Origin of the sequence: Mucilaginibacter sp. NFX135 (genome assembly GCF_048565145.1) — a bacterium.
Classification (GTDB): Bacteria; Bacteroidota; Bacteroidia; order Sphingobacteriales; family Sphingobacteriaceae; genus Mucilaginibacter.
Genome location: NZ_CP183412.1, coordinates 4,022,713 through 4,048,758 on the forward strand (window position 1 = coordinate 4,022,713; position 26,046 = coordinate 4,048,758).

Consider the following 26,046-nt stretch of genomic DNA (forward strand, 5'->3'; position numbering starts at 1 on the left):
CATCCTATTCAATCAAGCCTCAACAATCCAATAACTACCTAAATTACAAACACTTGCCCAATCACTAATTCACTAAATCAATAATTCAATAATTAATTTAGTGGTGCAACAAAAGCTTTGTGGCCAGCCAAAGCGGTAATAAAAAGCCTATACAATCTGTAAATGTGGTAATAATGATGGATGATGCCACTGCCGGGTCGATGCCTACCCGCTTTAGTATCAGCGGGATAGACGCGCCTGTTAAACCAGCGATGATCAGGTTACCAGTCATGGCTAAAAACAACACCAGGCCCAGCATAGGGTTGGCATCATAGAAAAATGCCACTATAAAAACGATCAAACCATTGGCAGCGCCGTTGATCATACCTACCAAAAACTCTTTTAGTACGGTATTATAAGCTTGTTTATCGCTCAGATCGTTCAATGAAATACGCCTCACTGTAACTGCCAGGGCCTGTGTAGCCGCGTTACCGCCCATACCCGCGATAATGGTCATGTAAGCCGAAATGATGGAAAGCTTGGCTACCGTTGCATCGAAATTACGAATGATAGATGCGGCCAGGAAGGCGGTACCCAGGTTGATGATCAGCCAGGGCAAACGACTTTTTACCGCGTCTTTCCAGTTACCGCTCAGCTCTTCATCTTCAGATACACCCGATATTTTCAGGATGTCCTCGGTATTCTCTTCCTCCATTACGTCGATGATATCATCTACCGTAATGCGTCCCAGCAGTTTCATATGTTCATCAACCACCGGGATATTGGTGAGGTTATATTGCGATATTAAACGGGCTACTTCTTCCTGGTCAACATCGGCCTTTACATATACAAAGGTTGTTTGCACCAGGTCTCTGATCCGCGCGTCGGCCTTTGCCTTGATCAATTTTTTTATGGAGAGTATGCCTTTTAACGTAACCGCATCATCAACCACGTAAATGGTGTACAGATCCTCCATCTCTTCCGACTGATGGATGATCTCATCAAGCGCCTCCTTTTTATCCAGGTTAATATTTACACGGATAACATCGGAGTTCATCAAACCGCCCGCTGTATCTTCGTCATAACTGAGCAGCGCGCGGATGCTGCTGGCATCCTCCTGGTCAATATCTTTCAGGATCTCATGCTGCTGCTCTTCATCCAACTGCGAGATAATGTCGGTAGCATCATCATAATCCAACTCTTCAACAATCTCGGTACGTTTCTCGGGGTCAAGGTTCACCAGTAATTCTTCGGGATGGTGTTCCTCGTCCATTTCCGAAATTACTTCCGATGCAATGTCGGTTGGCAGGATATTGATGATGCGTTCTTTGGCTTCCTGCGGAAGTTTCTCAAACAGTATAGCAATCTCAGAGGCGTGGTATCCCTGCAGAACTTTCTCTAACTCAACATCATCGCTTTCCAAAGCGGCTTTAATGCGGAGCAGGTCGGTTTTATCGATTTCAAAAGATTGCATATTCCGACTAAAATAGTCATTTATGCCGGGAATTATAGAACCAAGAGGCAAGAATCAAGAGTCAGGATTTAACTACTTGATTTACTTTTACTTTCCTGATCCTAACTCTTGATTCTTGTTTCTTGACTCTCACTCCTCTCTCAAAGACTGTGATCGTATTTCGCCAAAGCGCCATTTATCTTGCTGATCTTAAATAAAGTTTGCTCCACCTGGGTTTTGCGGATGGAAACCTGGATGCGGCAATCGTTATCAAATTGTTGGTTGAGTATGACGAGGTTATCATCTTTAATAATCCGCATCACATCATTCATTTGCAGATAATCAAAGCTGACGGTATAAATATCGTTCACGGTTTTATGAATGATGGTTGCCTGATTTAAAGCCTCTTCAGTAGCCACTTTGTAGGCATTAATTAATCCGGGAACACCTAACAGCGTACCGCCAAAATAGCGTACTACCACAACCACAACGTTGGTCAGATCGCGGGATAACAGTGTATTAAGTATCGGCCTGCCGGCAGTGCCCGAAGGCTCGCCATCATCATTAACCCTGAACACCGACCTGTCGATACTTAAACGCATGGCCCAGCAATGGTGATTAGCTTTTGGATGTTCTGATTTTAAACTGGCTACAATGCCTTTGATATCATTCTCAGAGTTGATAGGATGAGCAAAGGCCAGAAATTTACTCCCCCGATCGCGGAAGATGCCTTCGGTTGGCAGGTCTATAGTTTTATAAGTATCGTCAAAAAGCATTTTTTTCAAGCGGAAAGCAGAAGGCCTAAAGCATAAAGCTAAAAACCAATTTAAAAATCAAATAAATCACTAATTTACTAACTCAATAATTCAATAATTAAAAAAGCTGCGGGAAATAAATAACCACAATGGCCAGCACGGCTATTACTATACCAACTTTATTGAGCGTGCTCAGTTTTTCTTTGAATATAAATATCCCTATAAAAGTACCTACTATAATAACACCAATGTTCATGGATGAGAATACCGCCGAAGGACTATTAGCCAAAGCCTGATGAGCCTTTAAATAAAACAGAATGTTGCCAAAGTTAGCCAAACCCAGTATCCACCCGATGAGGATATGCGGCCAGGAGAATTTTGTTTTTTTGGTAGCCACCTGGTAAATCAATCCGATCATGGAAAGCGCGAAGGCCAGTATAAAGATCACAAAAATGGCTGATGTGAACGGCACTTTGCTCACTTTGGTTATTTGTTTTAAAAGCACATCAATAACCCCAAAACCTAAAAAAACGATCAGTAAATAGATCCAGGAGATTTTGGCTGCCTTATCGCGTGAGGCTTTTTGCCAGGGGATGGAGCACAGGATGGCAATAAAGGCCAATACAATGCCAATGATCTTCAGGGTATCCTTAGCCTCATTGAATATAAAAAATGCCGCGAAAATGGGTATGAACAATGACAGCCGCTGCGCCACATCGGTACGAACGATTCCCGCCAGCCTTACAGACGAGGCCATGATCACAAACAACGAAGGAAACAAGATCCCGAGCGCTATATAATTATAAATTGGAGCGCCTTCAAAACTGATAACAAGCTGCGGTTTAAAGAATATCCAGGTAAGCAATATAGCCATAGAGTAGTTCCAGGTGATGGCCTGAAATACATCTATATGATAGCGCTTGGCCAGTTTCAACAAAACCGACACTACAACGCTGCAGCAAATACTTAAAAAAACGTAGAGCATGATATAGGATAGTTATTGGTGAGTAGTGAATGGTGAGCGATGGCCTGCGAGCGGTGAGTAATAGTAAAGACCATAACCTTAAAGGCAATCACTTTACATTACGTTTTCACAACTCACTACTCACCATTCACTACTATCATCAAACGGTCATCGCCCGATGATAATTCTTCTGCAATTATACCTGTTATTTGCGGGGCTTTTATACCTTTTTTTAATACGGTTTTCCCGGTAAATACCCGGGCCTCATCCCACAAACCTGCTTCTATAAAACTTTCCAGTGTACGGGCGCCGCCTTCAATAATAATCGACTGGATATCTTGCAGGTATAACTGATACAAAATATACTGGGGTACATAACGGTCAAAATCTTCCAGGGCTATGTATTTATTTTTACCGTCTACATCAAATTTAACCTCATTAAATATGAATGTTTCAACAGATTGATCAAACATATTCAAGTCCTTATCCAATTCCAGTCGCCGGTCAATCACTACCCTTTTAGGCGATCTTCCCTCCCAATAACGCACGTTAAGCTTTGGATTGTCAATGGCTACTGTGTTTTTACCCACCAATATGGCATCCTCTTCACTGCGCCATTGGTGTACCAGCCTGCGTGATTGCTCGCCGGTGATCCAAAGCTGGCTATTGTCATCAGGAGCAAAAAAACCATCGTTAGTTTGCGCCCATTTTAATATAATATATGGCCGGTGCTTTTGTATCCGTGTAAAAAAACGGCGGTTAAGCCATTGGCTTTCTTTTTCTAACACACCCACTATTACCTCGATGCCGGCAGCTTTTAATTTGGCTATGCCCTTGCCATCAACCTGCTCAAAAGTATCCCGGCAGCCTACTACTACAACGGGAATCTGATGTTTGATGATCAGATCGGCACAGGGCGGGGTTTTACCGTAATGCGCACACGGCTCCAATGAAACATATATGGTGGATTGCTTTAACAATTCTGCAGCATCATCAAACCGGGAGATAACCTGGGCAATGGCATTTACTTCGGCATGGGCCTCGCCATATTTTTGGTGATAGCCCTCGCCTATTATTTTGTCGTCATGAACTACAACTGCCCCAACCAGTGGGTTCGGACTCACCCGTCCGGCACCCAATTGGGCCAGCTCCAGGCAGCGCTGCATATATTTTTCATGTTTAAGCATGCTGCAAAAGTAGCTTTTATGTTACTTTGTTGCATGATTATTTAGCCTCACCCTGCCCTCTCCAAAGGAGAGGGTTCCAAAAGTCCTCTCCTTTGGAGAGGATTTAGGTGAGGCTAAATCGTTACTTTTGTTGCATGATTACGATAAAGGATGTTTTTGAAGATTACAAACAGCTGAACAATATTTACGATAGCACGGAAACAGAAGCCATTACCTTATTGGCTATCAGCGAAATAAGTAAGTTATCAAAGGCATCTGTTAAGGCGTTCCCGGAGCGGGAATTAAGCGCCGAACAAAGCGAAGAACTAAAGACCATACTAACCCGGCTACAAACCGGCGAACCCATACAATATATTTTAGGCGAAACGGAATTCTATGGCCTACCCTTTAAAGTAAACCCCTCGGTATTGATACCCCGCTCCGAAACTGAAGAACTGGTGGAATGGATATTGGAAACCTGCGGCGGACATTTTGCAGAAAACAGCAATCAATTTGACGGAGCAATACTTGATATTGGCACTGGCAGCGGCTGTATTGCCATCAGTCTTAAAAAGAATCTGCCGAATGCAGATATTTCGGCAGTTGATATATCTGAAACTGCGCTGCAAACCGCCAGGGTTAACACAACATTAAATAAAGTTGAAATTAATTTTATGAATAGTGATATTCTGGACTGGAAGGCCCAAATCACCAAATTCAAAATGTATAATTTAATAGTCAGTAATCCACCATACGTGACACTTCATGACAAACAACAAATGCATATCAATGTGACTGATCATGAACCGCACAGCGCTTTGTTTGTACCAGAGGATGATCCCCTGCTATTTTACCATACCATTGCCGATTTTGCCCTGGCTAAACTGCCTGCAAATGGCTTATTATTTTTTGAGATCAACGAAAATTATGGCAGTCAAACTGTTGAAATGCTCCGGAAAAAGGGATTTGTTGATATTATTTTAAAACAGGACATGAGCGGACGCGACAGAATGATAAAAGCCGCTGCCATGTAAATGGCTGCGGCTTGCAGAAATTGATAAACCTATTTGTATTTTACTTGTTAACCAACCGGTTACTATTAATTAATTATAATTGATCTGCTGGATCATCTTATAGTGTCCGTATCTGCTGAGATCGCTGTTAACGGCAACTTTAAGCTTAAATTTATTTATTTCAAATATCAATTTCTTTTTAACTGATGGCAGCTCGTCGTTCATTAAAATATTCAATTCATTTTCCGCTTCAATAACTGTAGCAACCGAAGACTGGAACACCTGATCATTAATACAATATAATTGTTCAACCACGCCATCGTAGCGCTCTAAAAGTACCTGAAGCACGTAAGCATTAATTTTCGAATAGTTGCCCAAGCCGTCAAACAACTCCTTTAGCTCATTTAATTCTTCTATATAATCTAACATGGTATTAATCTTTAATTAACCATAACAACTCAAATGCCGAAACCAACTTAAACTCAGTATTATGTAATGTTAATTAAATTTCACAAAACAAGCTGGGCAAATCCTGCCACAGTCGGGGAATTACCATACCATTCCATCACAATTTTCACCTATCAACTACGCGGATGGAACTGACTGATAGTGCTTTTCAAGTATTCGCGATCAAGGTGTGTGTATATTTCGGTGGTGGTTATACTTTCATGCCCCAGCATTTCCTGTACCGCCCGCAAGTCGGCTCCTCCTTCTACCAGGTGAGTGGCAAAAGAGTGCCTGAAAGTGTGCGGGCTGATAGCTTTATTCAGCCCAATACGTTCGGCCAGTTCTTTAACCAGCAGAAAAATATAAACCCGGCTTAGCCGTGTACCCCGCCGGTTCAGGAAAACGATATCTTCCTCACCTTTTTTAATGGCAGTATGCACCCTTACCTGCTCAATCCATATTTTAAGCGCCTTAATGGCTTCTGCACCAATGGGCACTAAACGCTCCTTGCTGCCCTTGCCTGTTACTTTTATAAATTCAATATCGAGGTACAAATTTGACAGTTTAAGCTCTGTCAATTCAGAAACCCGTAAACCGCTCCCGTACAACGTTTCCAATATAGCTTTGTTACGTACACCTTCGGGCTTTGACAGGTCAATAGCCGCTATTAGCCTATTGATGTCCTGATAACTGAGCGTATCAGGCAGTTTACGCTGTATCCTGGGTGATTCAAGTAACTCTGAGGGGTCTGTTTTGATGATGTCCTCCATCAGCAGGTATTTGTAGAAAGCCTTGATACCCGACAAGATCCTGGCCTGAGACGATGGGATCATGCCCAGTTCATTTACCCAGGCTATAAACAAGCGCAGATCACTCAGCGTAATGGTTTCTGGTTTCAGTTGAGTTTGCTGCGCATCGGCAAACTGAAATAATTTTTCAATATCACGGCTGTACGACTCAATAGAATTATCGGCAAGCGATTTTTCTAACTTCAAATAGGCCTGAAAACCTTTTATTGCCGAACGCCACTCCAATTTGTTACTTTTTTTAAATGATTTATTTTTAAGTTTGAGCTAATGAATATACAAATTATAAACGGCCCTAATTTAAACCTGCTTGGCGTACGCGAAAAGTCAATTTATGGCGATTCCAGTTTCGAAACCTACCTTGACACCTTACGCCAGCGCTATGCAAACATCACCATTAATTATTATCAAAGTAATGTTGAGGGCGAAATTATAAACAAACTGCACGAAATTGGCTTTTCTTATGACGGAATTGTAATTAATGCCGGTGCATATACACACACGTCAATAGCCATTGCCGATGCTATCGCGGCTATCAATACACCGGTTATTGAAGTGCATATTTCCAATGTGCATAAACGCGAGGAATTCAGGCACCACTCTATGCTGGCAGCTAATTGCCGGGGCGTAATCGCTGGTTTTGGCATGGACTCATACCGCCTGGCCATTGAAAATCTGGTGAATGAAAAATAAGACACAAGAATCAAGAGCCAAGAATCAAGACAGAAAACATTCTTGATTCTTATATCTGATTATTTTCTAAAATAAAGTATTTACTCAAGGCGTTTAGCGTATTTATCCCGATGCATAAATTATATAGAGTTACCGCTTATTGCTTACTGCTTGTCACCCTTTTTTCTGGTGCGGATGTATGGGCACAAACCAAAAAGAAAAAATCACGATCAGTAAGAGATTCGCTTCGCGCAGCCATTCTATCGCGCGATTCCATGATGCGGGCGCTTAAACGATCTGATACATCAACCAATAATTTACTACAAAAAGTTGAGTATTATACTTCGGCTTTTAACCAGATCAAAGCCAATCTTTCCAAAAAGATCGATACCGTTGATATCAGCGCGCAATTGCCCCGTTATGAAAAAAGCGTGGGCGTTATCAAATCTTTGATCGATAATGATAAATCGAGCACACTGCGTTATTTGTATACGATAAGAGATGTTTTAACCCGCCTGGGTGACAAGCTGGATGGATGGCAGGATGAACTTGCGGATATCAACTCCAAAATGATCCAAAATCAGAACGATCTGAACGCGATATCCAAAGATAGCACATTAAAGATCCTGCCGGCCGACAGTTCGCTGGCCACTACTTTCCTCATCCAAAAAATAGCCATCGACAGTAAATATCATCGGTTGGATACGGTTAATAAAAAGCTGATGGTAAAGATCGGGCTGCTGCAAAATCGCACCTCATCGGTATACATAGCCATACTTGACCTTAAAGATCAGATAGATCAGAAAATAAGGGACTTTGGCGAAAGGGCATTATCGGCCGAATACAGTAATATATGGAGTATGAAAGCCAGCGAAGGCAGTGACTTTAAGGAAGCGCTTTCAAAAACCGCTACCATGAACTCCAAGCTTTTCAGCTTTTTTATCGGTCGCGATATACTTACCCACCTTTCGGGACTTCTGGTATTATTAGGATTCTTAGCCTGGGTTTATTCGAGCCGTAAAAAGATATTAAAAGCCAATGATACGCCCGATGCTGTGTTTAATCAGGCTAATTATGTGATCCTTTACCCTATCGCATCCGCGGTGATCATCGCTTTTACCCTGGTTCCAAACTTTTATGACCATCCACCGGTAGTTGTATTGGAAACCTTTTTTGTGATCCTGATAGCAGCCATACTATACATATCCTGGAAAACCTGCCCTAAACCACTGTTCAATTATTTGCTGCTGCTGTTTATCATCACTAATTTTTATTGTATCAGTAACCTGTTTATACAGGTTACTAACGCCGACAGGATCGCTGTACTGCTACTTGGGCTGGCTTCGGCTTATATCAGTATCAGGATATTACCGGTTATCAAAAAGTCGCCCGAGGGTTTCTTACCGTATACCGGTATCGTGCTTAAAATTTTTATTTTACTGCAAATCGCCTCCTTTTTATGTAACGTTTTTGGTCGTTTTAGTCTGGCTAAAATAATTGGGGTAACGGCCGTGCACAACCTGTGGTTGGCCATCGCTATGTATTATATTGTACAAATGCTTATGGAGGCTTTGTTTTTACAACTGGAGGCCAGCAAGAACAGCAATAATTTTAGTTCGTATATTGACTTTCAGTTACTCAAAAACAAGTTCAGGAGTGTGCTTACTGTTTTAGCAAGTTTGTTATGGGTAGTGATGCTTACTCAAAACCTGAGTGTTGAGGATACGGTATTTGACCATATTGAAGCGTTTTTAACCACAAACCGCAGTATTGGCGGTACCAATACCGTGTTCACCTTTCAAAGTGTTATCATCTTTATCGCGGTGATCTGGTTATCCTCTATCAGTTCCAAGATCATCAGCTATCTGTATGATGTATCTGCCAAACACAGGCATGATATGGATGTGCTCAAGAAGAAAAACCGCACCTCTACCCTGCTTATCCGCATTGGGGTTATTGCAGTGGGGTTTTTCCTTGCGGTAGCAGCGTCAGGAGTGCCTATTGATAAAATAACCATCATCATCAGTGCCTTTGGTATTGGTATTGGTTTTGGTTTGCAGAATATAGTGAATAACCTGGTTTCCGGGCTGATACTGGCCTTTGAAAAACCGATACAGGTAGGCGATATTATTGAGGTGGACAGCCGCTCGGGTACGATATTGGATATTGGTATACGGGCAAGTAAAATAGCCACTGCAGATGGTGCAGAAGTAATTATTCCTAACGGCGACCTCATATCACATCATGTGATTAACTGGACGCTGAGTAATAATAACCGCCGGGTAGAGCTTATTATTACCGTAGCTTACGGAGCGGATATTGAAAAGGTTAAAAGCTTATTAAAAGGCGTACTGGATGCACATAACGACATTATGCAAATACCGGCGCCATCGGTACTGCTGCATAACCTCACCGCGGGCTCGGTTGATTTCAGGGTACTTTTCTGGGCTGCCGATATCAATACCTGGGTTGGACTTAAAAGCCAGATACTGGCCGATATTTATAACGTATTGAACAAGGCAGGGATTCAACTCCCTCAACAGGATGTACATTTGATATGGCCAGAAGAAACCCTGGTTATAAGCACTCAGGCTGAAGAAAAAATCACAACCGGGATAAAAGATACTGATGATGTTAAATCAGGTCAGCCTGATCAAGATCAGTAAATTTGGTTTTCTTTTTTGCAAAAAACGCCCATACGATACTGCCTTTGTACATACCTTTCAGGTTTTTGCTAATGGTGCCTGAAGCGTGTTGCGTGGTTCGCGGTTTCGCATTGTCCGTACGGTTATTAAAGTCCCGAACCCCATACCCGGAACCTCGTATCCCCATCAGGCCCAATACAAAGTTCTGATGGGCACGGCTTACAGCCCAGGCATCCTTGCGCTTTCCTTCGGCCATAAACCTGAATATAGCTAGCAGGTCCATGCAAAAACGTATACTGATCACAAAAAATGCCCTCCAAAAAGGCAGGTTCTTTTTGAGCAGCAACAGGTTGTTCCTGAAATTAAGATAGGTTTTAAATGGATTTTCGGCGTTCAGTGTGCCCCCGCCAACATGGTATATAGTTGATTGGGCACAGTACATTACCTTATAACCCAGATTTTTTAATCGCCAGCACAAGTCTATTTCTTCCATGTGGGCAAAAAAGTGCTCATCAAAGCCACCTGCTTCGTCCCAATATTTCTTTTTAATAAATAACGACGCGCCTGATGCCCAAAATACTTCACCAGATTGTTCATACTGTCCCAGATCATGTTCTACCTCATAAAACATGCGGCCCCGGCAAAACGGGTAACCAAAACTATCTATAAAGCCCCCTGCTGCCCCGGCATGTTCAAATTGGTCTTTTTGCGCAAACGACAACAGTTTAGGCGCGGCAGCGGCAATCTGCTCATCACTTTCCATTAAACTGATCACAGGTTCTATCCAACCGGGTGTTACTTCCACATCTGAGTTGAGCAGGATATAGTAATCGGCCTCAACCTGGTTCAGCACCCGGTTATATCCACCCGTAAAACCGTAATTTTTGTCGTTTTGAATGATCCGGATAGCCGGATAGTTTTCCTTTAAAAAAGAAATGGAATCATCGGCAGAAGCATTATCCCCTATCACAATTTCCAACCCCGGCCAGGTTGAAGCTAATACCGATGGCAGGAATTGTTTAAGATATTTAACGCCGTTCCAGTTTAATATAACTACAGCAACTTTAGGTGTGTTGATCATTTATGTTTATCCTCCGGCTTAAACTTCCACCTTCGGTGTGACCATAGCCAATATTGCGGTGCCCGCCGGATCATGCTTTCCAGGTATTGCACATGAGCATCGGTAATTTCATGCTCGGCAGTTTGTTTGGGGTTTTCTGTTAACGGAACCAATGTGTATGTGTAATAACCTCTTTTTACGCGTTTCATATCGTAAAATACCACAGCGGCATCAATAGCTTTTGATATTTTTTCGATGCCCAAAAATACGGCAGTAGGTTGATTTAAAAAATTAGTAAAGTAATTTACTTCGTGCATTACCGGGGTTTGGTCGCCCACCAGTACACTTACAGTAAGCTCGTTCCGGTATTCGGCCATTTTGCGCATGGTTTGTTTCATAGCTACCGGTTGCCCCCCAAAGCGCGAACGTACCTGTATAAAAAACTCATTGAATGTAACGTTTGACAGCGGTTTATACACGATCATGAACCTTTTGTTGGTAACAAAATTAAAGTTAAGCGCCGCCATTTCCCAGTTGCAATAATGACCGGCTACGGCTATAATGCTTTTACTTTTTGCAAAATACTCGTGCACCAGCTCAGAGTTGGTAGCTACTACCCTTTTCTGTATCTCTTTTTCTGATACAGTGATCATTTTAATAGTTTCAACGATCAGATCGGCCAGGTAACGGTAATATTTAAATTCGATATCATGACGTTCTTTAGCCGTTTTTTCGGGGAAGGAATTGGCCAGATTTTGTTGAACCACATCCCTGCGGTAACGCACCAGATAGTAGATAATAACAAACAGTACATCAGATATAATGTACAAAAACCAAAAGGGAAGCAGCGATATGAGGTATAAAAAAAATATACCTAACCTCAAAAACCCTTTTTTTATCATTATTTTAACCAATTTTGAACACAAACATAAAATATATGATTGAAAAAGGCGCTGTGTTCCCTATGTTTTATCTTCCGCCGGTACAATATTTTGTACAGGTAAATGCGTATAAACCTGATATTCTGATAGAAAGAGAAGAGCATTTCCCCAAACAAACCTACCGCAACCGGGCTAATATTTACTCACCCGATGGTATGCTGGCTCTGACCGTGCCAGTTATAAAGGGGTCAAAAAATCATACCAAGGTTAAAGATGTGAAGATCAGCTATGATTTTGAATGGCAGCGTCTGCACTGGCAAAGCCTGGGTGCGTGTTACCGGCGGTCGGCTTATTTTGAATATTATGAGGATGACTTTGCCGCATTTTACCAAAAGGAAAAACAGGTGCCTTTTCTTTTTGATTATAATGAAGAGCTTTTGCAACTGCTGCTAAAGCTCACTAAAATAAAAGCCGATATTAAATACACGGATGAGTATCATCCGGAATACCCATCGTCTGTTGCCGACCTGAGGGCTTCTATCCATCCAAAAAAAGAAACAGAACTGGAACAAAAACCTTATTTTCAGGTTTTTGAAGATCGTAAGGGCTTTCTGAAAAATCTGAGCATTGTTGATCTGTTATTTAACCAGGGACCACAAAGTATTAATTATTTGTAAATGGACAGCAGGATAAAACGCGTACGCTACAAAGTAAACAGGCACCAGGGCAATGTTGGTGATAGGCCTGGTACAATTGTAATACCCGACGGTGCGCTAAAACCGCATATTGCCATGTTTTCCTATAACGAAAATGAGCTGGTTACCTCCGAAGGGAAAGACATTAAAGTAATTTTAAACCAGCTTAAAAAATGCGATAATCATACCCATTGGATAAAGGTTAACGGTTTGGGCGACGCCACTTTAATTGAAGATATTGGTACACACCTTAATATTAATCCATTGGTGCTGGAAGACATTGCCAATACCCATCAGCGTCCTAAATTTGACGAATACGATGATTATGCCTTTTGCACCAGTCGTATGGTGAGTTTTAATAAAGAGGACGAACTGATAAACAACCAATTTTCGGCAATACTTAAAGACAATCTGATCATTAGTTTTGAAGAGGACCACGGAGAGTTTTTTGAAGCGGTAAAGGCAAGGCTTAAAGCTGGTAAAGGCGCTATACGCACCGCAGGGCCAGGCTATATGTGCTATGCTCTTATTGATACCATTATTGATAACTATTTTACGCTTCTGGCACTTATTGGCGACAAACTGGATGCTATTGAGGATAAGGTTTACAACAGTGCTGATAAAAGTATCATGTTCAATTCGCAGCAAATTAAACGTACGCTGATCATTATACGCAGGGCGAGCTGGCCTGAGCGGGATAAGATCAATGATATGATCCGCTCGGAGTGCCCTTTGATCACATCAGAGGTAAAACTGTTCCTGCGCGATGCCTATGACCATTGCATACAAGCGATGGATCTGATTGAAAACTATAAAGAGGTAACTTCCAGCATTATCGATCTGTACCTGTCTATGGTAAGCAACCGGATGAACGAGATCATGAAAGTACTTACCATTATCTCGGTGATATTTATCCCGCTTACTTTTATTGCCGGTATTTATGGAATGAACTTTGCCCGGCAGGACGACAAAGGTCATGTTATACCCGACAATATGCCCGAGCTATACTGGCGGCATGGCTATGTTTACGCCATTGTGCTGATGTTCGCGATAGCTATTATTCAGGTATTTGTATTTTGGAAAAAAGGCTGGTTCAATAAGTTGTAAACCCCACCCAACCCTTGAAGGGGAGGGCTTTACCTTTAAATGTCTTAAACCAACTACTTCTTAAAGTCTCCCCTTCAGGGGAGATTTAGAGGGGTTTAAACTCCGGCTTCAACGCTGCAGCCATAACTTTCCTGAATTTCATTACCTTGGGTTCTGATACTGACACAATATACGGTTGGTTTGGATGGCTCCGGTAATAACCCTGATGGTAAGCTTCTGCCGGGTAAAAGGCATTATATGGTACAACCTGGGTCACTATTGGGTTAATATAATGTTTTGATTCATTAACCTTTTTGATAGTGGCCAACAGGATATTCTTCTCTTCTGGAGTGCGGTAAAAAGCGATGGAACGATAATCAGTACCTTCATCGGGCCCTTGCCTGTTGAGCGTGGTTGGGTCATGGGCAAAGAAAAAAGCTTCGGCCAGCTGTGCATAACTGATCACTTTAGGATCATATATAACATCAACCGTTTCGGCATGATTGGTGCTTTGCGAACTTACCTCTTCATAGGTTGGATTTTTGGTGTTGCCACCGGCATAACCCGAAACTACTTTTTTTACTCCTTTCAATTCAGACAGGGCTTCGCTCATGCTCCAGAAACAGCCTCCTCCAAAAGTAGCTTCGGCTTCTCCTGTTTTAGGCTTGGGTAATACAGCAAATTTATTGGATGATTGTCCGTCGGCACAACCTACGAACAAGAACAGTACGGCGACATATAAGATCAACTTTTTCATATTACAATGATTTTATTCTTTAGTCGTATATACGCTTGAAACCTTTCAGCAGGATGGTCATCAATAAGTAATAAATCCGGCCGTCAGTGTCCCCCACTCTGTCTTAGCGATCTTTTTACCATCAGCAGAATATCGTTCAGACCATTGGTTTTGATCTCGAAGGTGGTTGAAAGCAGCATGCCCATTTTATCTTTGGCAAATCCCTTACCGGCCATCCATTCTAGATAACTTATGGGTATATCGGCAATAATTGTTCCTTTATATTTTCCATAAGGCATTTTGGTTTGTACTATATCAATTAGTATTTTGGGGTCGGGTTGTAAATTTTGCACGGTATAAAGGTAGTAATCATTCTGAACCATGATTAACAGAATTTCTTGATTCTATCATTATTATGGCAATCCCCAAATCATGTTAATCATGGTTCAAAACAAACACAAACGCATAAAACAGCGTTAGTTAATAAAATACACGCCATGGAACAATTTGAAGCAACACTCGCGGGTACCGACAGCACGATTGATGGTTTCGCGAAGGGAATTACATATCCTAATTTCACCAACGCCTACGAATTTAAATCAACAGACGGGACATTGCATCTTATTATAGCAAAGGATGCGGATGGACAATGGATAAGATTAACAGGGACTGAACCTTATTTATCCAGTTGGATAGATGAACTGGCTGAGCAGGTTGAGAGTAAACTTTAATTAATCAGCAAAGAGCCCCGGTATAATACCAGGGCTTTTTGATCGATCGTGTTATTCTACAAATTAATAGGCTTCATTTTGGGAACAAGCAAGTGCATAATACACCACGCCAATATGTAAGCACTGCCACAAACTACAAACATGATGTAATAAGCTGTTTCAATCTGGTGAATGGCCCTGTAATGCACAAACAGGTTTTTTTGTACCAACAATGATAAAAACACACCGCCAATTGAGCCAAACATACCACCAATACCGGTTACCGAGCCAACTGATCTTTTGGGGAACATATCAGAAACCGTAGTAAATATATTAGCGCTCCATGCCTGGTGGGCCGATGCCGCAATGCCGATCACAATTACGGCCAGCCACATGTTGATACCGCCTAATACCTGTGCAAATACAATAGGGATCACAAACAGGGCATAAATAAACATGGAGGTTTTGCGGGCCCGGAACACCGGCCAGTTGTTTTTGATCAAGCGCATGGGAATCCAGCCACCGCCAATACTTCCGAATGTGGACATGGTATACACCAATGCTACCGGAATGGCTATGGCCGTACCCTTTAAATGATACTGGCTCTCCAAAAAATCGGGCAACCAGAACAAATAGAACCACCAGATGGGATCGGTTAAAAACTTACCTATAACAAATGCCCAGGTTTGTTTAAAGGATAACAACTTACCCCAGGATATCTTTTTGACATCAACGATTGCTTCTTTCTGCCCGGAAACTTCCTGATCGCTGTTGATGTAATCCAACTCTGCCTGGGTTACATGTTTATGCTTAGCAGGTGTTTCATAAAACAGGTACCAAAGTACAAGCCATATAAAACCGATAGAACCAGTAATGATAAAAGCCCAGCGCCAGCCCCAGGCAACCGCTATAAAGGGTACGGTTAAGGGAGCTACAATAGCGCCGATATTTGAGCCGGAATTAAATATGCCGGTGGCAAACGCCCGCTCTTTTTTCGGGAACCATTCTGCCACGGTTTTGATAGCTGCCGGAAAATTCCCCGCCTCGCTGATACCTAAAGCCGAGCGTACTACACCAAAACCAAAGGTACTGCCCACAAAAGCGTGGCACACCGCGGAGATGCTCCAAAAAAGGGTTGATAAAAAGTACCCGAGCTTGGTTCCTACCTTGTCAATAAACCCTCCGGCTGCAAGCAAGCCCAGAGAGTAGGCAATTTTAAACGCTATTTCAATATTGGCATAATCCCCGTCGTTCCAGTTAAATTCCTTAGTGAGATCGGATTTTAAAAGACTGATCACCGCCCTGTCCAGATAATTTACCGTAGTGGCAAAAAACACCAGCGAGCATATGACCCATCTGTAATTCCCAACTTTAGTTTCTTTCATTATAATTGGTTTTAATTGGTTGTTGTAATTAGTTTTTATGGTATCAAGTAAATAGTATCAAGACTTTATTCTTTTATTTACGACTAACAGCAAAGCCGCAATATGTCTTGATACTAACTACTTGATACTTGACACCAGCTCACCGAGTTTAACGGTATCTGTATATAATTGCTCATACAAGCGATCATCCAGTACTTTTTTGCTGATAAGCTTACTTCCCATACCTACCGCACAAACCCCGGCCCTGAACCAGGTACTGATGCTGTCAATATTCAAGTCAACCCCACCTGTTGGCATGAATAACTGACCCGCAAACAGATCTTTTATAGACGACATAAACTCCGGCCCCAGGATATTAGCCGGGAACAATTTGATCAATGCAGCGTCATGTTGCTGCGCGGTATTAATTTCGGTTGGCGTCATACAACCAGGGATCCACAACAGATCGTGCTGTTTGGCTATCGCTCCTACTTCCGGGTTTATTACCGGAGCTACGATAAAATCCGCCCCGGCGGCTATAAAAGCGTTTGCTTCCGCAGCGGTTTTTATGGTACCGATACCCAATTGCAGATCGAGCATTTCTTCCTGCTGCGCCTTTTTTAGCACGATAAAATTGGCCAGCGCCGCAGCGCCGCGGTTAGTGTATTCAAAAACCCGAATGCCAGCCCTATACAGCGTTCGCGTTATTTCCAGGCTTACCTGCGCGTCTTCATAAAAGAAAAGCGGTAGTGAGCCCTGGGTTAATATGGCATTCAATACGATATCTTTTTTGCTCATGGTTTAATAGCGTTTATTATTTGTTGAACCGTTTTATTGGTTGCATCACCTTCGATAAATAGTTTCTGATAAGCGGCAGAAGTTGCAAACTCCAGTGTTTCCAAATGATCAAGATCGCTGTAAAAGCCATAGATGAGACCGGCCATGAAACAATCGCCGCTACCTACTTTATCCACCACCTTATCGGTATCATATTGTTTTGAACTGTGCAGCTTGTCGCCATCATACAAAGCGGTGTAGTAGTTTATGCCTTCACCTGCGTCAAAACGGAAGGTGTTGGCTACAGCCTTGCATTTTGGGAACCGCGCCATGATGGCCTCTGATGAATTTTGAGCTTCCTTAAGGTAGATACTTTTTTGTCCCGATTCGGTTACATTCGGTTCAACCGGTATACCCAGCATCCGCTCAGCAGCCCATATGTTACCCATGATCAGATCGGCATGTTTTACCAGTTGCGGCATTACATCAATAGGTTGTTTGCCGTATTGCCAAAGCCGGGCACGGTAATTCAGGTCGACCGATATGGTGATGTTCCGGGCAGATGCTGCTTCCAATACTTCAGCGCAAACATCGGCTACATTCTGGCTGATAGCCGGGCATATGGCGCTAAAGTGAAACCAGCTTACACCATCAAGTACTTTATCCCAATCAACCTGTCCAGGTTTTAAAGCTGTAAAAGCCGAATTAGCACGGTCATATATCAGCGCGTTGTTCTTGATGTCCTTTCCGCGGGTTAAGTAATACAGGCCTATCCTATCGCCGCCCATATAAACCGGCGCGGTATCAATTTTTTTATCCTGCAGATAATCCAGTATCTGTGTGGACAGCGCATTATCGGGTAAAGCCGTAAAATAAGATGATGGCAATCCCCACAAGGCTAAAGCCGTGGCTACATTCAATTCGGCACCACCTACAAAGAAGGGTAGCTGGTTTTCATGTAACCATTCACCACCTGCATCGGGGCATATCCTGAGTAGTAGTTCGCCAAATGAAAGTATGCTGCCTTTAGGCGATCCGTTTTCAAAAGAATTACTCATTATTGCTTATCGAAATTAAAGTAATTTTTAGCGTTGTAATAGCAAATATCCTGCACGATCTTGCCTGTCCATTCTATATCATTTGGCAATTCACCATTCTCGATATCCTCGGCAAATAAGTTACAAACCAATCTGCGGAAGTACTCATGCCGCGGGAAGGATAAAAAGCTGCGCGAATCGGTAAGCATACCTACCATACGGCTCACCAGTCCAATGTTCGACAAGGCGTTTAGTTGTTTGGTCATCCCGTCTTTTTGATCCAGGAACCACCATGCCGAACCAAACTGTACCTTACCGGCAACAGAACCATCGTTAAAGTTACCCGTCATGGCGGCAAATAACTCGTTATCGGCCGGATTTAAGTTGTACAGTATAGTTTTGGTTAAGCGGTTATCCGAATCAAGCTTGTTCAAAAATTTGGATAAGGAAACACCCTGTTTAAAATCGCCGATAGAATCCCAGCCTGTATCCGGACCAGAATTGGTTAAGCCGCGTGTATTATTGTTGCGTAATGCACCCAGGTGATATTGCTGTACCCAGCCTTTTTCATGATCCCACAGCGCAAACTGGAACAACATAGCCGATTTGAATTTGGATATTTCCAGCGGCAATAAAACCTGCTTGTTCCTGATCTTTAAAAAGATCGCGGCTATTTCCTTGTCGGTATAATCATCGGCATAAATTTGCTCAAGGCCGTGGTCTGACAGTGTACAACCATTTTCCGCAAAATAATCATGACGGTTCTTTAAAGCCTTTAAATACTCATCGATATTAGAAACTGAGATGTTGGTAACCACTTCCAGTTGATCGATATAGCTATTCAAAGCATTCAGATCGTCGGCGTTCATAGCCTTATCGGGCCTGAAGGCTGGCAATACTTTCACCTCATAACCATCTTGTTTGATCTGTTGATGAAAAGCCAGATTATCCAGTGGATCATCTGTAGTACAAACCACCTCTACGTTTTTGCCTTTCAGGATATTGCGTACGCTAAACTCAGGTGTTTTGAGTTGGGCATTACAATCTTCATATATCTTTTGAGCAGTAGCCGGTGAAAGCAGTTCGTGAATACCGAAATAACGCTGCAGCTCCAGGTGTGTCCAGTGATATAATGGATTACGAAGGGTATACGGCACCGTTTCAGCCCATTTGGTAAACTTTTCCTGATCGGTTTTATCACCGGTTATATAAGCTTCATTAACACCGTTGGCCCGCATAGCACGCCATTTATAATGATCGCCATAGAGCCAGGCATGGGTCAGGTTATTAAAATTGATATCCTGAGCTATCTGATCGGGCGGTAAATGACAGTGGTAATCAATAATAGGCAACTGGCTGGCATATTCATGGTACAGACGCTGCGCTGTTTTGGTATTCAATAAAAAATCCTGATCTAAAAAATTCTTCATTAGTAAATTCTAAATGCGAAACTCTAAATTCTAAGCTCTAAACGCTAAATTCAAAGTTTTAAACTCCTCATCCTAAACATTGAATTCTAAACTCTAACCTTAACTAAATCCGAAATCGAAAATTCAAATTCCGAAATCAAGAGTAAAGTTCCCCCTTCAGGGGGTTATCGAGCGTTTAACACCCATTTCTAATCCTCTTAGTTCGGCTAAACCTTTTAACCTGCCAATAGCCGAATAACCGTGGTAGGTTTTATAATTAAAATCATCAAGCAATTTATGACCGTGATCCGGGCGCATCGGAATCGCGACATCTGTACGACCATTTTGCTGGCGTTTTTGCTGTTCTAAAACGATATTTTTCATCACGGCGTACATATCTGTACTGCCGTTCAAATGCTCAGCTTCATAAAAGCTGCCATCGTCCTCACGCTGTACGTTACGCAAATGCAGAAAGTGGATATGCTCCCCTAACCTTTCCACTATGCCGGGCAGGTCGTTATCTGGTCTTGCGCCTAAAGAACCGGTGCAAAAAGTTAGTCCATTACTTAATGACGGACTAAAATTAACCACATCGGCCAGATCCTGCTCGGTTGATACCACGCGAGGCAAGCCCAATATCGGAAACGGTGGATCGTCTGGATGGATACACATTTTTACGCCCGCTGCTTCAGCGCCAGGGATAATACCTTTCAGGAAGTAACCTAAATTATTTTTCAATGCTGCCGCATCGGTATTGGCGTAGCGTTTTAAATGCTCCTTAAATTCCGGGATGGTCAATACTTTATTGGTACCAGGCAAACCGGCCATCAGGTTATCGATCAGCTGTGCTTTTTCTTCGGCACTGATGCTGTCTAAATATTTTCTTGCTGCTTGTTGCTGTTCCGGAGTAAAATCATTTTCAGCGCCCTTGCGTTCCAGGATATACAGGTCAAAAGCAGCCAGGGCTTTGGCATCATATCTTAGCGCCGTTCCTTTGTTGGGTAGCAGAAAATCCAGATCGGTACGGGTCCAGTCGAGCACGGGCATAAAATTGTAGCACACAATGTTTATACCAGCCAGCGATAGATTTTTAAGCGTGCTTACATAGTTCTCGATGTATTTATCCCTGTCGGGCGAGGCTGTTTTGATACTCTCGTGAATATTTACACTCTCCACCACCGACCACGTGAGCCCGGCATCTTCAATGATCTTCTTGCGTTGGTTGATCTCCTCTAAACTCCACACCTCGCCAACGGGGATGTGATAAAGCGATGTAACTATGCCTGTAGCACCAGTTTGTCTGATAGCTGTTAACGTAACTGGATCGGTAGGTCCAAACCAGCGAAATGTTTGTTCTAAATTATTAACCATGGATTGATGGTATCGTATATAAAAGGTTTGTTGTGACCGGCAAATTACACATCATTTTGTACAAGTTGGACCGGTTAATCAAAACAAATCCACGCAAACGTTTTCGGATGCGGGTTATTAGGCAAGATACATTTAACCTGTAACTAAATTATATAACATTTTAGCTATTAATAAAACCATTTAAGCAAAAAAGGCAGCATATCATCAGATGCGCCGCCTTTTTTGTATGTTGAAAAATTATTACTACCAGAAGATGGAGTAAAGCGCTATTACAATACCGGTAACTATCAAGGCACCAGCTGTAAACGCGCGGGATGTTTTAAACATAGATCCGTCAATTTCCAGGCCATTGGTTTTAACACCACGGGCGCCATCAATTTTAGAGATGATATACATACCTACAACGCAAATAACAAATACAAAGCCCATACGGTCAAGGAATGGTATCTCATAAAGCTTTGTAACCTTATCGTCCTGCAGGGCCAGTTTCGAGAAGCCATAAGGCGACAGGAAGCCCAGATCGGCAAAGCGCGGTAATAGTTTAAAGAAACATGACATGATAAACCCGCCAATAGTCGCGAACATAGCCGCGTTTGAAGTAGCTTTTTTCCAGAAGAAACCAAGGATGAACATGGCAAATATACCCGGAGATACAAATCCTGTATACTCCTGAATGTACTGAAATCCTTGCTTACCTTCTCCCATCAGTGCTTTACCGATCAGTTCTGATAACAATATACCTAATACCATAGCTACTACTACAGACCATTTACCTAAATTCACTAATTTTTTATCATTAGCTGCCGGGTTAATGGCTTTTTTGTAGATATCCAGTGTAAATATGGTGGCGATACTATTTGCTTTACCGGCTAATGAAGCCACAATGGCGGCTGTCAAAGCGGCAAATGAAAGCCCTTTTAAGCCTGATGGCAATAAGTTCAGCAATGATGGATAGGCTTTATTAGGATCTAATACGCCTGATGAACTCATCATTTCCTGGTGGAACATCCCTTTTTGATATAGTAAGTAAGCCGCTATACCCGGTAATACTACAATCACCGGCATCAGCAATTTGAGGAATGCCGCGAAAAGGATACCACCACGGGCGGTTTTAAGATTCGCACCCAATGCCCTTTGTGTGATGTACTGGTTACAACCCCAATAGTTAAGGTTGGTGATCCACATACCGCCAATTAATACGGTTAAGCCTGGCAGGTCCATATAATTTGGATTATCCTTTTTAAATATCATGTGGAAGTGATCGGTAGCCTCGGAATGAAGTATTTTAAACCCGTTTAATAACCCTGTTGTACCTTCTTTTTCGCTTAGCAGCGTTAATGCCAGGTAAGTGGCCATTAAGCCGCCCAGAATAAGAACAGCTACCTGTATAACGTCGGTATAGCCAATAACTTTCATACCACCAAGGGTGATAATGACAGAGAATATGGCCAGCAACCAGATACATAAATGGATATCCAGGCCAGATATACCACTGATAGCCAAGGCGCCCAGGTATAATATCGACATGAGGTTAACCACAATGTACAGCAACAGCCAAAATATGGCCATTACCATAGCCACTGTACCGTTATACCGCTGATGCAGGAACTGCGGCATGGTAAATATCTTGTTTTTAAGATATACCGGGATAAAAAATACCGCTACAATGATCAGTGTGATCGCGGCCATCCACTCGTAAGTTGATATGGCCAAACCCATCTTGAATGCCGATCCGCTGGTTCCGATAAACTGTTCGGCGGATATATTGGAAGCGATCAGTGATGCACCGATAGCCCACCAGGTTAACGACCCTTCGGCCAAAAAGTAATCTTTTGAGGTGGCATCGGCGTTGTGTTTTCGCTTATATACCCACCAGCCATAGCCGGCGACTATTACAAAGTAGATCAAGAATACAGCATAATCGCCATACGAGAGGGTTTTCAAGTTCATTGTTTTGGTTAAATTGGTTTTAATATGTTAGATTGACAATTATAAACTATATATAGCGATTTATCAAATTTTCCAAATATTCTTGTTTGCCGCTTATGGTTTTAGGCTCCCCATTAGCGATGGCATAGTTACGCAAATCCTCTAAAGATAGCTTCCCTGTTTCAAAATCGTTACCTGAACCGGTGTCAAATGAAGCATATCTTTCTTTGCGGATCTTTTTGTAATCTGATTTTTGCAAAATGTTATCGGCAATTACCAAAGCGCGGGCAAAAATGTCCATACCACCAATGTGCGCATAAAACAGATCGGCCGGATCTGTCGAGTTACGACGGATCTTGGCATCAAAGTTTACACCACCACCCTGTAAACCGCCTGCTTCCAGGATGATCAGCATACATTCTGTTACTTCATTGATATCATTCGGGAACTGGTCGGTATCCCATCCGTTCTGGTTATCGCCACGGTTAGCATCTATTGATCCTAACAAGCCCGAGTCGGCAGCTACCTGCAATTCGTGCTGGAAAGTATGGCCAGCCAGCGTAGCGTGGTTAACTTCCAGATTCAGTTTAAAATCATTGATCAGATCATATTTCTGTAAAAAGCCTAATACTGTAGCCGCATCATAATCATACTGGTGTTTGGTTGGCTCACAAGGTTTTGGTTCGATAAAGAAAGTTCCTTTAAAGCCTTGTTTGCGGGCATAATCCTTAGCCGTATGTAAAAAACGGGCAAAATGCTCCTGTTCACGTTTCATGTCAGTGTTTAGCAGGCTCATATAGCCTTCGCGACCACCCCAGAAAACGTAGTTTTCACCGCCTAATGCAATAGTAGCATCAATAGCGGCTTTAACCTGCGCGCCTGCATGGGCCAGCACATGAAAATCCGGATTGGTAGAGGCACCGTTCATATACCTTTTATGGCTGAATAAGTTTGCGGTACCCCAAAGCAGTTTTACACCGCTGGCCGCCTGTTTTTGTTTGGCATACTCTACCAAAGCCTGTAAACGCCTGTCGTTTTCATTAACGTCATTACCATAATCAACCACATCCACGTCATGAAAGCAATAGTATGGCAGATTCATTTTGGTGATGAACTCAAAAGCAGCATCCATTTTATCTTTGGCACGTTCAACCGCATCGGCTTTTTCGTCCCACGGAAATACGTGGGTCGCACCGCCAAATGGATCGGCACCGGTACCACAGAACGAATGCCAGTATGCGCAAGCAAAACGCAAATGATCTTTCATGGTTTTACCGGCCACTACCCTATCCGCATCATACCACCTAAAAGCAAGGGGATTATCAGACTGGGTTCCTTCATACTTAATTTGACCTATTTCTTTAAAAAACTGTTTTTCTCCGGTTACGATACTCATATCTTTTTAATTATTGAATTAGTGATTTAGTGAATTAGTGATTTGTTTTAATTATTGAATTACTGAATTAGTGGTTTCGTTTTTTTAGCTTTTGGCTTTATGCCTTCAGCTTTAAGCTCAGAAGTTCCTTCCATTCCTGGTACACGGGTTCAAATTGTTGGGTTGAAGGTTCAATGAGTTGGATTGGCTTAGCGTTGCTGAATGCCTCGGCTGGCGACTTGTATATGCCTGCGCCGATACCTGCGCCTAATGCCGCGCCAACGCTGCCATCATTATTATACAATTCCACCGGTACGCCGGTGGCATTTACAAAGGTTTCGGTAAACAGTTCGCTCAGGAACAGGTTGCTTTTGCCGGCGCGGATCACCGTTGGGTTCATGCCATTGCTGCGCATAATATCCAATCCATAACGGAATGCGCTGGCTATACCTTCCTGCACGGCGCGGAAAATATGCGCTTGTGTATGCAGGTTCAGATCGATATTTTGTATGTGTGCACCTACCTGCTTATTATTCAGCATACGCTCGGCGCCGTTGCCAAAGGGCAGTATTTGCAAACTATCGCTTCCCAGCGGCGCCTTTTTAGCCTCGTTATTCATTTGGGTATAGCTTAAGCCAGTACCAAAATTGTATTTGGCCCAGCGGTATAAACTGCCCGTACCATTGATGCATAAAAGTACACCCAGGCGTTTTTGCTGTTCGGCATAATTAACGTGGGCAAAAGTATTGATGCGCGATTGCTGATCATAGGTGAGTTCATCACTTACGCCGTATATCACGCCAGAAGTACCTGCCGTAGCCGCCACCTCGCCGGGATTAAGCACATTTAAGGAAAGCGCGTTATTAGGTTGATCGCCCGATTTATAGGCTACCGGGATACCGGCTTTTAATTTTAGTTTCTCCGCTACTGATGCGGATAAAATTCCATGTGAGGAGAATACCGGCTTGATCACCGGGAAAAGACTTTCATCAAAACCAAAATGATTCAGGATCTCTTTGGAGATACCGTTGGTTTTGAAATCAAAAAATACACCCTCTGATAGTGCCGATACCGACGTGGTGATCTCTCCTGTAAGCTTCATCGCGATATAGTCGCCGGGCAGCATGATCTTATCTATCTTGCTATATATTTCGGGCTCATTCTCTTTTACCCAGGCCAGTTTTGATGCTGTAAAATTACCCGGCGAATTGAGCAGGTGTGATAAACAATATTCCTCACCAATGTCAGCAAAAGCTTTGTCGCCTATTTCCACAGCACGACTATCGCACCAAATGATACTGTCGCGCAATACATTTTGATCTTTATCTACCAATACGAGGCCATGCATCTGGTAAGCGATACCAATAGCAGCTATATCAGCCGGATTATAAGCATTTTTTGCATGGCAGCGCTCCAGGGCCTGCTGTGCCTGCTCCCACCACATTTGCGGCGATTGTTCGGCCCAGCCGGGATGTACAGCTTTAATGGGCGACTCTTCGTCGGGATATTGTGCCGAGGCCAATACTTTTTGAGTGGCCGCGTCAACAACGCTCACTTTAACTGATGACGTACCTATATCGATGCCTAATAGCAGCATATTTTTAGATGATTATGACGTGAATAATTAGGTTTGTTTGTTTTTTGGTAACTTAACGAGACGAAATTAAATAAATATTTGAAATTGCAATCGATTGCGTAAAATATTTTTTCCAACTT

General features: G+C 42.6%; 24 protein-coding genes. 6 read left to right on the top strand and 18 right to left on the bottom strand.

Annotated elements, in window-relative coordinates:
- Positions 1 to 97: 97 nt before the first annotated feature.
- From mgtE to ribD, 4 genes are all read right to left on the bottom strand, one after another.
- A complete protein-coding gene (gene mgtE, locus ACNURT_RS16650) occupies positions 98 to 1,453 on the bottom strand; it encodes a magnesium transporter (RefSeq protein WP_419698659.1) in 1,356 nt (451 codons plus the stop codon).
- 140 nt (positions 1,454 to 1,593) lie between these two features.
- Positions 1,594 to 2,208, bottom strand: coding sequence for an IMPACT family protein (locus ACNURT_RS16655; RefSeq protein WP_419698660.1), 615 nt, complete (start codon positions 2,206 to 2,208; stop codon positions 1,594 to 1,596).
- A 97-nt stretch (positions 2,209 to 2,305) separates the two neighbouring features.
- Entirely contained in the window at positions 2,306 to 3,172 is an 867-nt protein-coding gene (locus ACNURT_RS16660) for an EamA family transporter (protein ID WP_370995281.1), read from the bottom strand.
- A 116-nt stretch (positions 3,173 to 3,288) separates the two neighbouring features.
- Positions 3,289 to 4,338 carry a bifunctional diaminohydroxyphosphoribosylaminopyrimidine deaminase/5-amino-6-(5-phosphoribosylamino)uracil reductase RibD gene (gene ribD / locus ACNURT_RS16665; protein ID WP_419698661.1) on the bottom strand — a complete coding sequence of 350 codons (1,050 nt, stop codon included), beginning with the start codon at positions 4,336 to 4,338 and terminating at the stop codon, positions 3,289 to 3,291.
- Positions 4,339 to 4,472: 134 nt separating this feature from the next.
- On the opposite strand from ribD, the gene prmC reads away from it, so the two are divergent.
- A complete protein-coding gene (gene prmC / locus ACNURT_RS16670) occupies positions 4,473 to 5,351 on the top strand; it encodes a peptide chain release factor N(5)-glutamine methyltransferase (RefSeq protein WP_419698662.1) in 879 nt (292 codons plus the stop codon).
- Positions 5,352 to 5,420: 69 nt separating this feature from the next.
- On the opposite strand, the gene ACNURT_RS16675 is transcribed toward prmC, so the two are convergent.
- Positions 5,421 to 5,759 carry a hypothetical protein gene (locus ACNURT_RS16675; protein ID WP_370995278.1) on the bottom strand — a complete coding sequence of 113 codons (339 nt, stop codon included), beginning with the start codon at positions 5,757 to 5,759 and terminating at the stop codon, positions 5,421 to 5,423.
- Between the two features lie 152 nt (positions 5,760 to 5,911).
- Positions 5,912 to 6,811, bottom strand: coding sequence for a site-specific tyrosine recombinase XerD (gene xerD, locus ACNURT_RS16680; protein ID WP_419698663.1), 900 nt, complete (start codon positions 6,809 to 6,811; stop codon positions 5,912 to 5,914).
- A gap of 42 nt (positions 6,812 to 6,853) precedes the next feature.
- On the opposite strand from xerD, the gene aroQ reads away from it, so the two are divergent.
- Positions 6,854 to 7,276, top strand: a complete 423-nt coding sequence (gene aroQ, locus ACNURT_RS16685) for a type II 3-dehydroquinate dehydratase (RefSeq protein ID WP_370995276.1) — start codon at positions 6,854 to 6,856, stop codon at positions 7,274 to 7,276.
- A 110-nt stretch (positions 7,277 to 7,386) separates the two neighbouring features.
- On the top strand, positions 7,387 to 9,921 hold the full coding sequence (locus ACNURT_RS16690) for a mechanosensitive ion channel family protein (RefSeq protein WP_419698664.1): 2,535 nt from the start codon (positions 7,387 to 7,389) through the stop codon (positions 9,919 to 9,921).
- Here the strand turns inward: ACNURT_RS16690 and ACNURT_RS16695 are convergent.
- Positions 9,890 to 10,981: a glycosyltransferase family 2 protein gene (locus ACNURT_RS16695; protein WP_419698665.1), complete on the bottom strand. Its 1,092-nt coding sequence runs from the start codon at positions 10,979 to 10,981 to the stop codon at positions 9,890 to 9,892. The two genes, ACNURT_RS16690 and ACNURT_RS16695, sit on opposite strands and share 32 nt — an antisense overlap.
- Positions 10,978 to 11,862, bottom strand: coding sequence for a lysophospholipid acyltransferase family protein (locus ACNURT_RS16700; RefSeq protein WP_419698666.1), 885 nt, complete (start codon positions 11,860 to 11,862; stop codon positions 10,978 to 10,980). Before ACNURT_RS16700 ends, ACNURT_RS16695 begins: the two co-directional genes overlap by 4 nt.
- Positions 11,863 to 11,876: 14 nt before the next feature.
- Between ACNURT_RS16700 and ACNURT_RS16705 the strand changes: the two genes are divergently transcribed.
- Together ACNURT_RS16705 and corA are read left to right on the top strand one after the other, a co-directional pair.
- Positions 11,877 to 12,518 (top strand): WbqC family protein, encoded by a 642-nt coding sequence (locus tag ACNURT_RS16705; protein ID WP_419698667.1) that lies wholly within the window; start codon positions 11,877 to 11,879, stop codon positions 12,516 to 12,518.
- Complete coding sequence (corA, locus tag ACNURT_RS16710) at positions 12,519 to 13,643, top strand: magnesium/cobalt transporter CorA (RefSeq protein WP_419698668.1); 1,125 nt, start codon at positions 12,519 to 12,521, stop codon at positions 13,641 to 13,643.
- 85 nt (positions 13,644 to 13,728) lie between these two features.
- Here the strand turns inward: corA and msrA are convergent, their stop codons facing one another.
- Together msrA and ACNURT_RS16720 are read right to left on the bottom strand one after the other, a co-directional pair.
- Positions 13,729 to 14,379 carry a peptide-methionine (S)-S-oxide reductase MsrA gene (msrA, locus tag ACNURT_RS16715; RefSeq protein WP_419698669.1) on the bottom strand — a complete coding sequence of 217 codons (651 nt, stop codon included), beginning with the start codon at positions 14,377 to 14,379 and terminating at the stop codon, positions 13,729 to 13,731.
- An 83-nt stretch (positions 14,380 to 14,462) separates the two neighbouring features.
- Entirely contained in the window at positions 14,463 to 14,711 is a 249-nt protein-coding gene (locus ACNURT_RS16720; RefSeq protein ID WP_419698670.1) for a DUF3820 family protein, read from the bottom strand.
- Between the two features lie 144 nt (positions 14,712 to 14,855).
- Between ACNURT_RS16720 and ACNURT_RS16725 the strand changes: the two genes are divergently transcribed.
- Positions 14,856 to 15,089: a hypothetical protein gene (locus tag ACNURT_RS16725; protein ID WP_370995268.1), complete on the top strand. Its 234-nt coding sequence runs from the start codon at positions 14,856 to 14,858 to the stop codon at positions 15,087 to 15,089.
- Between the two features lie 56 nt (positions 15,090 to 15,145).
- On the opposite strand, the gene ACNURT_RS16730 is transcribed toward ACNURT_RS16725, so the two are convergent.
- From ACNURT_RS16730 to ACNURT_RS16765, 8 genes are all read right to left on the bottom strand, one after another.
- Complete coding sequence (locus ACNURT_RS16730; protein WP_370995267.1) at positions 15,146 to 16,453, bottom strand: MFS transporter; 1,308 nt, start codon at positions 16,451 to 16,453, stop codon at positions 15,146 to 15,148.
- A gap of 117 nt (positions 16,454 to 16,570) precedes the next feature.
- A complete protein-coding gene (locus tag ACNURT_RS16735; RefSeq protein WP_419698671.1) occupies positions 16,571 to 17,230 on the bottom strand; it encodes a bifunctional 4-hydroxy-2-oxoglutarate aldolase/2-dehydro-3-deoxy-phosphogluconate aldolase in 660 nt (219 codons plus the stop codon).
- A complete protein-coding gene (locus tag ACNURT_RS16740) occupies positions 17,227 to 18,267 on the bottom strand; it encodes a PfkB family carbohydrate kinase (RefSeq protein ID WP_419698672.1) in 1,041 nt (346 codons plus the stop codon). Before ACNURT_RS16740 ends, ACNURT_RS16735 begins: the two co-directional genes overlap by 4 nt.
- Positions 18,267 to 19,676, bottom strand: coding sequence for a glucuronate isomerase (uxaC, locus tag ACNURT_RS16745; RefSeq protein ID WP_419698673.1), 1,410 nt, complete (start codon positions 19,674 to 19,676; stop codon positions 18,267 to 18,269). Before uxaC ends, ACNURT_RS16740 begins: the two co-directional genes overlap by 1 nt.
- Positions 19,677 to 19,832: 156 nt before the next feature.
- On the bottom strand, positions 19,833 to 21,026 hold the full coding sequence (gene uxuA, locus ACNURT_RS16750) for a mannonate dehydratase (protein WP_419698674.1): 1,194 nt from the start codon (positions 21,024 to 21,026) through the stop codon (positions 19,833 to 19,835).
- A 243-nt stretch (positions 21,027 to 21,269) separates the two neighbouring features.
- Positions 21,270 to 22,970, bottom strand: coding sequence for a sodium/sugar symporter (locus ACNURT_RS16755; RefSeq protein WP_370995300.1), 1,701 nt, complete (start codon positions 22,968 to 22,970; stop codon positions 21,270 to 21,272).
- A gap of 52 nt (positions 22,971 to 23,022) precedes the next feature.
- Positions 23,023 to 24,351, bottom strand: coding sequence for a xylose isomerase (gene xylA, locus ACNURT_RS16760; protein WP_419698675.1), 1,329 nt, complete (start codon positions 24,349 to 24,351; stop codon positions 23,023 to 23,025).
- A 97-nt stretch (positions 24,352 to 24,448) separates the two neighbouring features.
- Positions 24,449 to 25,927 carry a xylulokinase gene (locus ACNURT_RS16765; protein ID WP_419698676.1) on the bottom strand — a complete coding sequence of 493 codons (1,479 nt, stop codon included), beginning with the start codon at positions 25,925 to 25,927 and terminating at the stop codon, positions 24,449 to 24,451.
- Positions 25,928 to 26,046 lie beyond the last annotated feature (119 nt).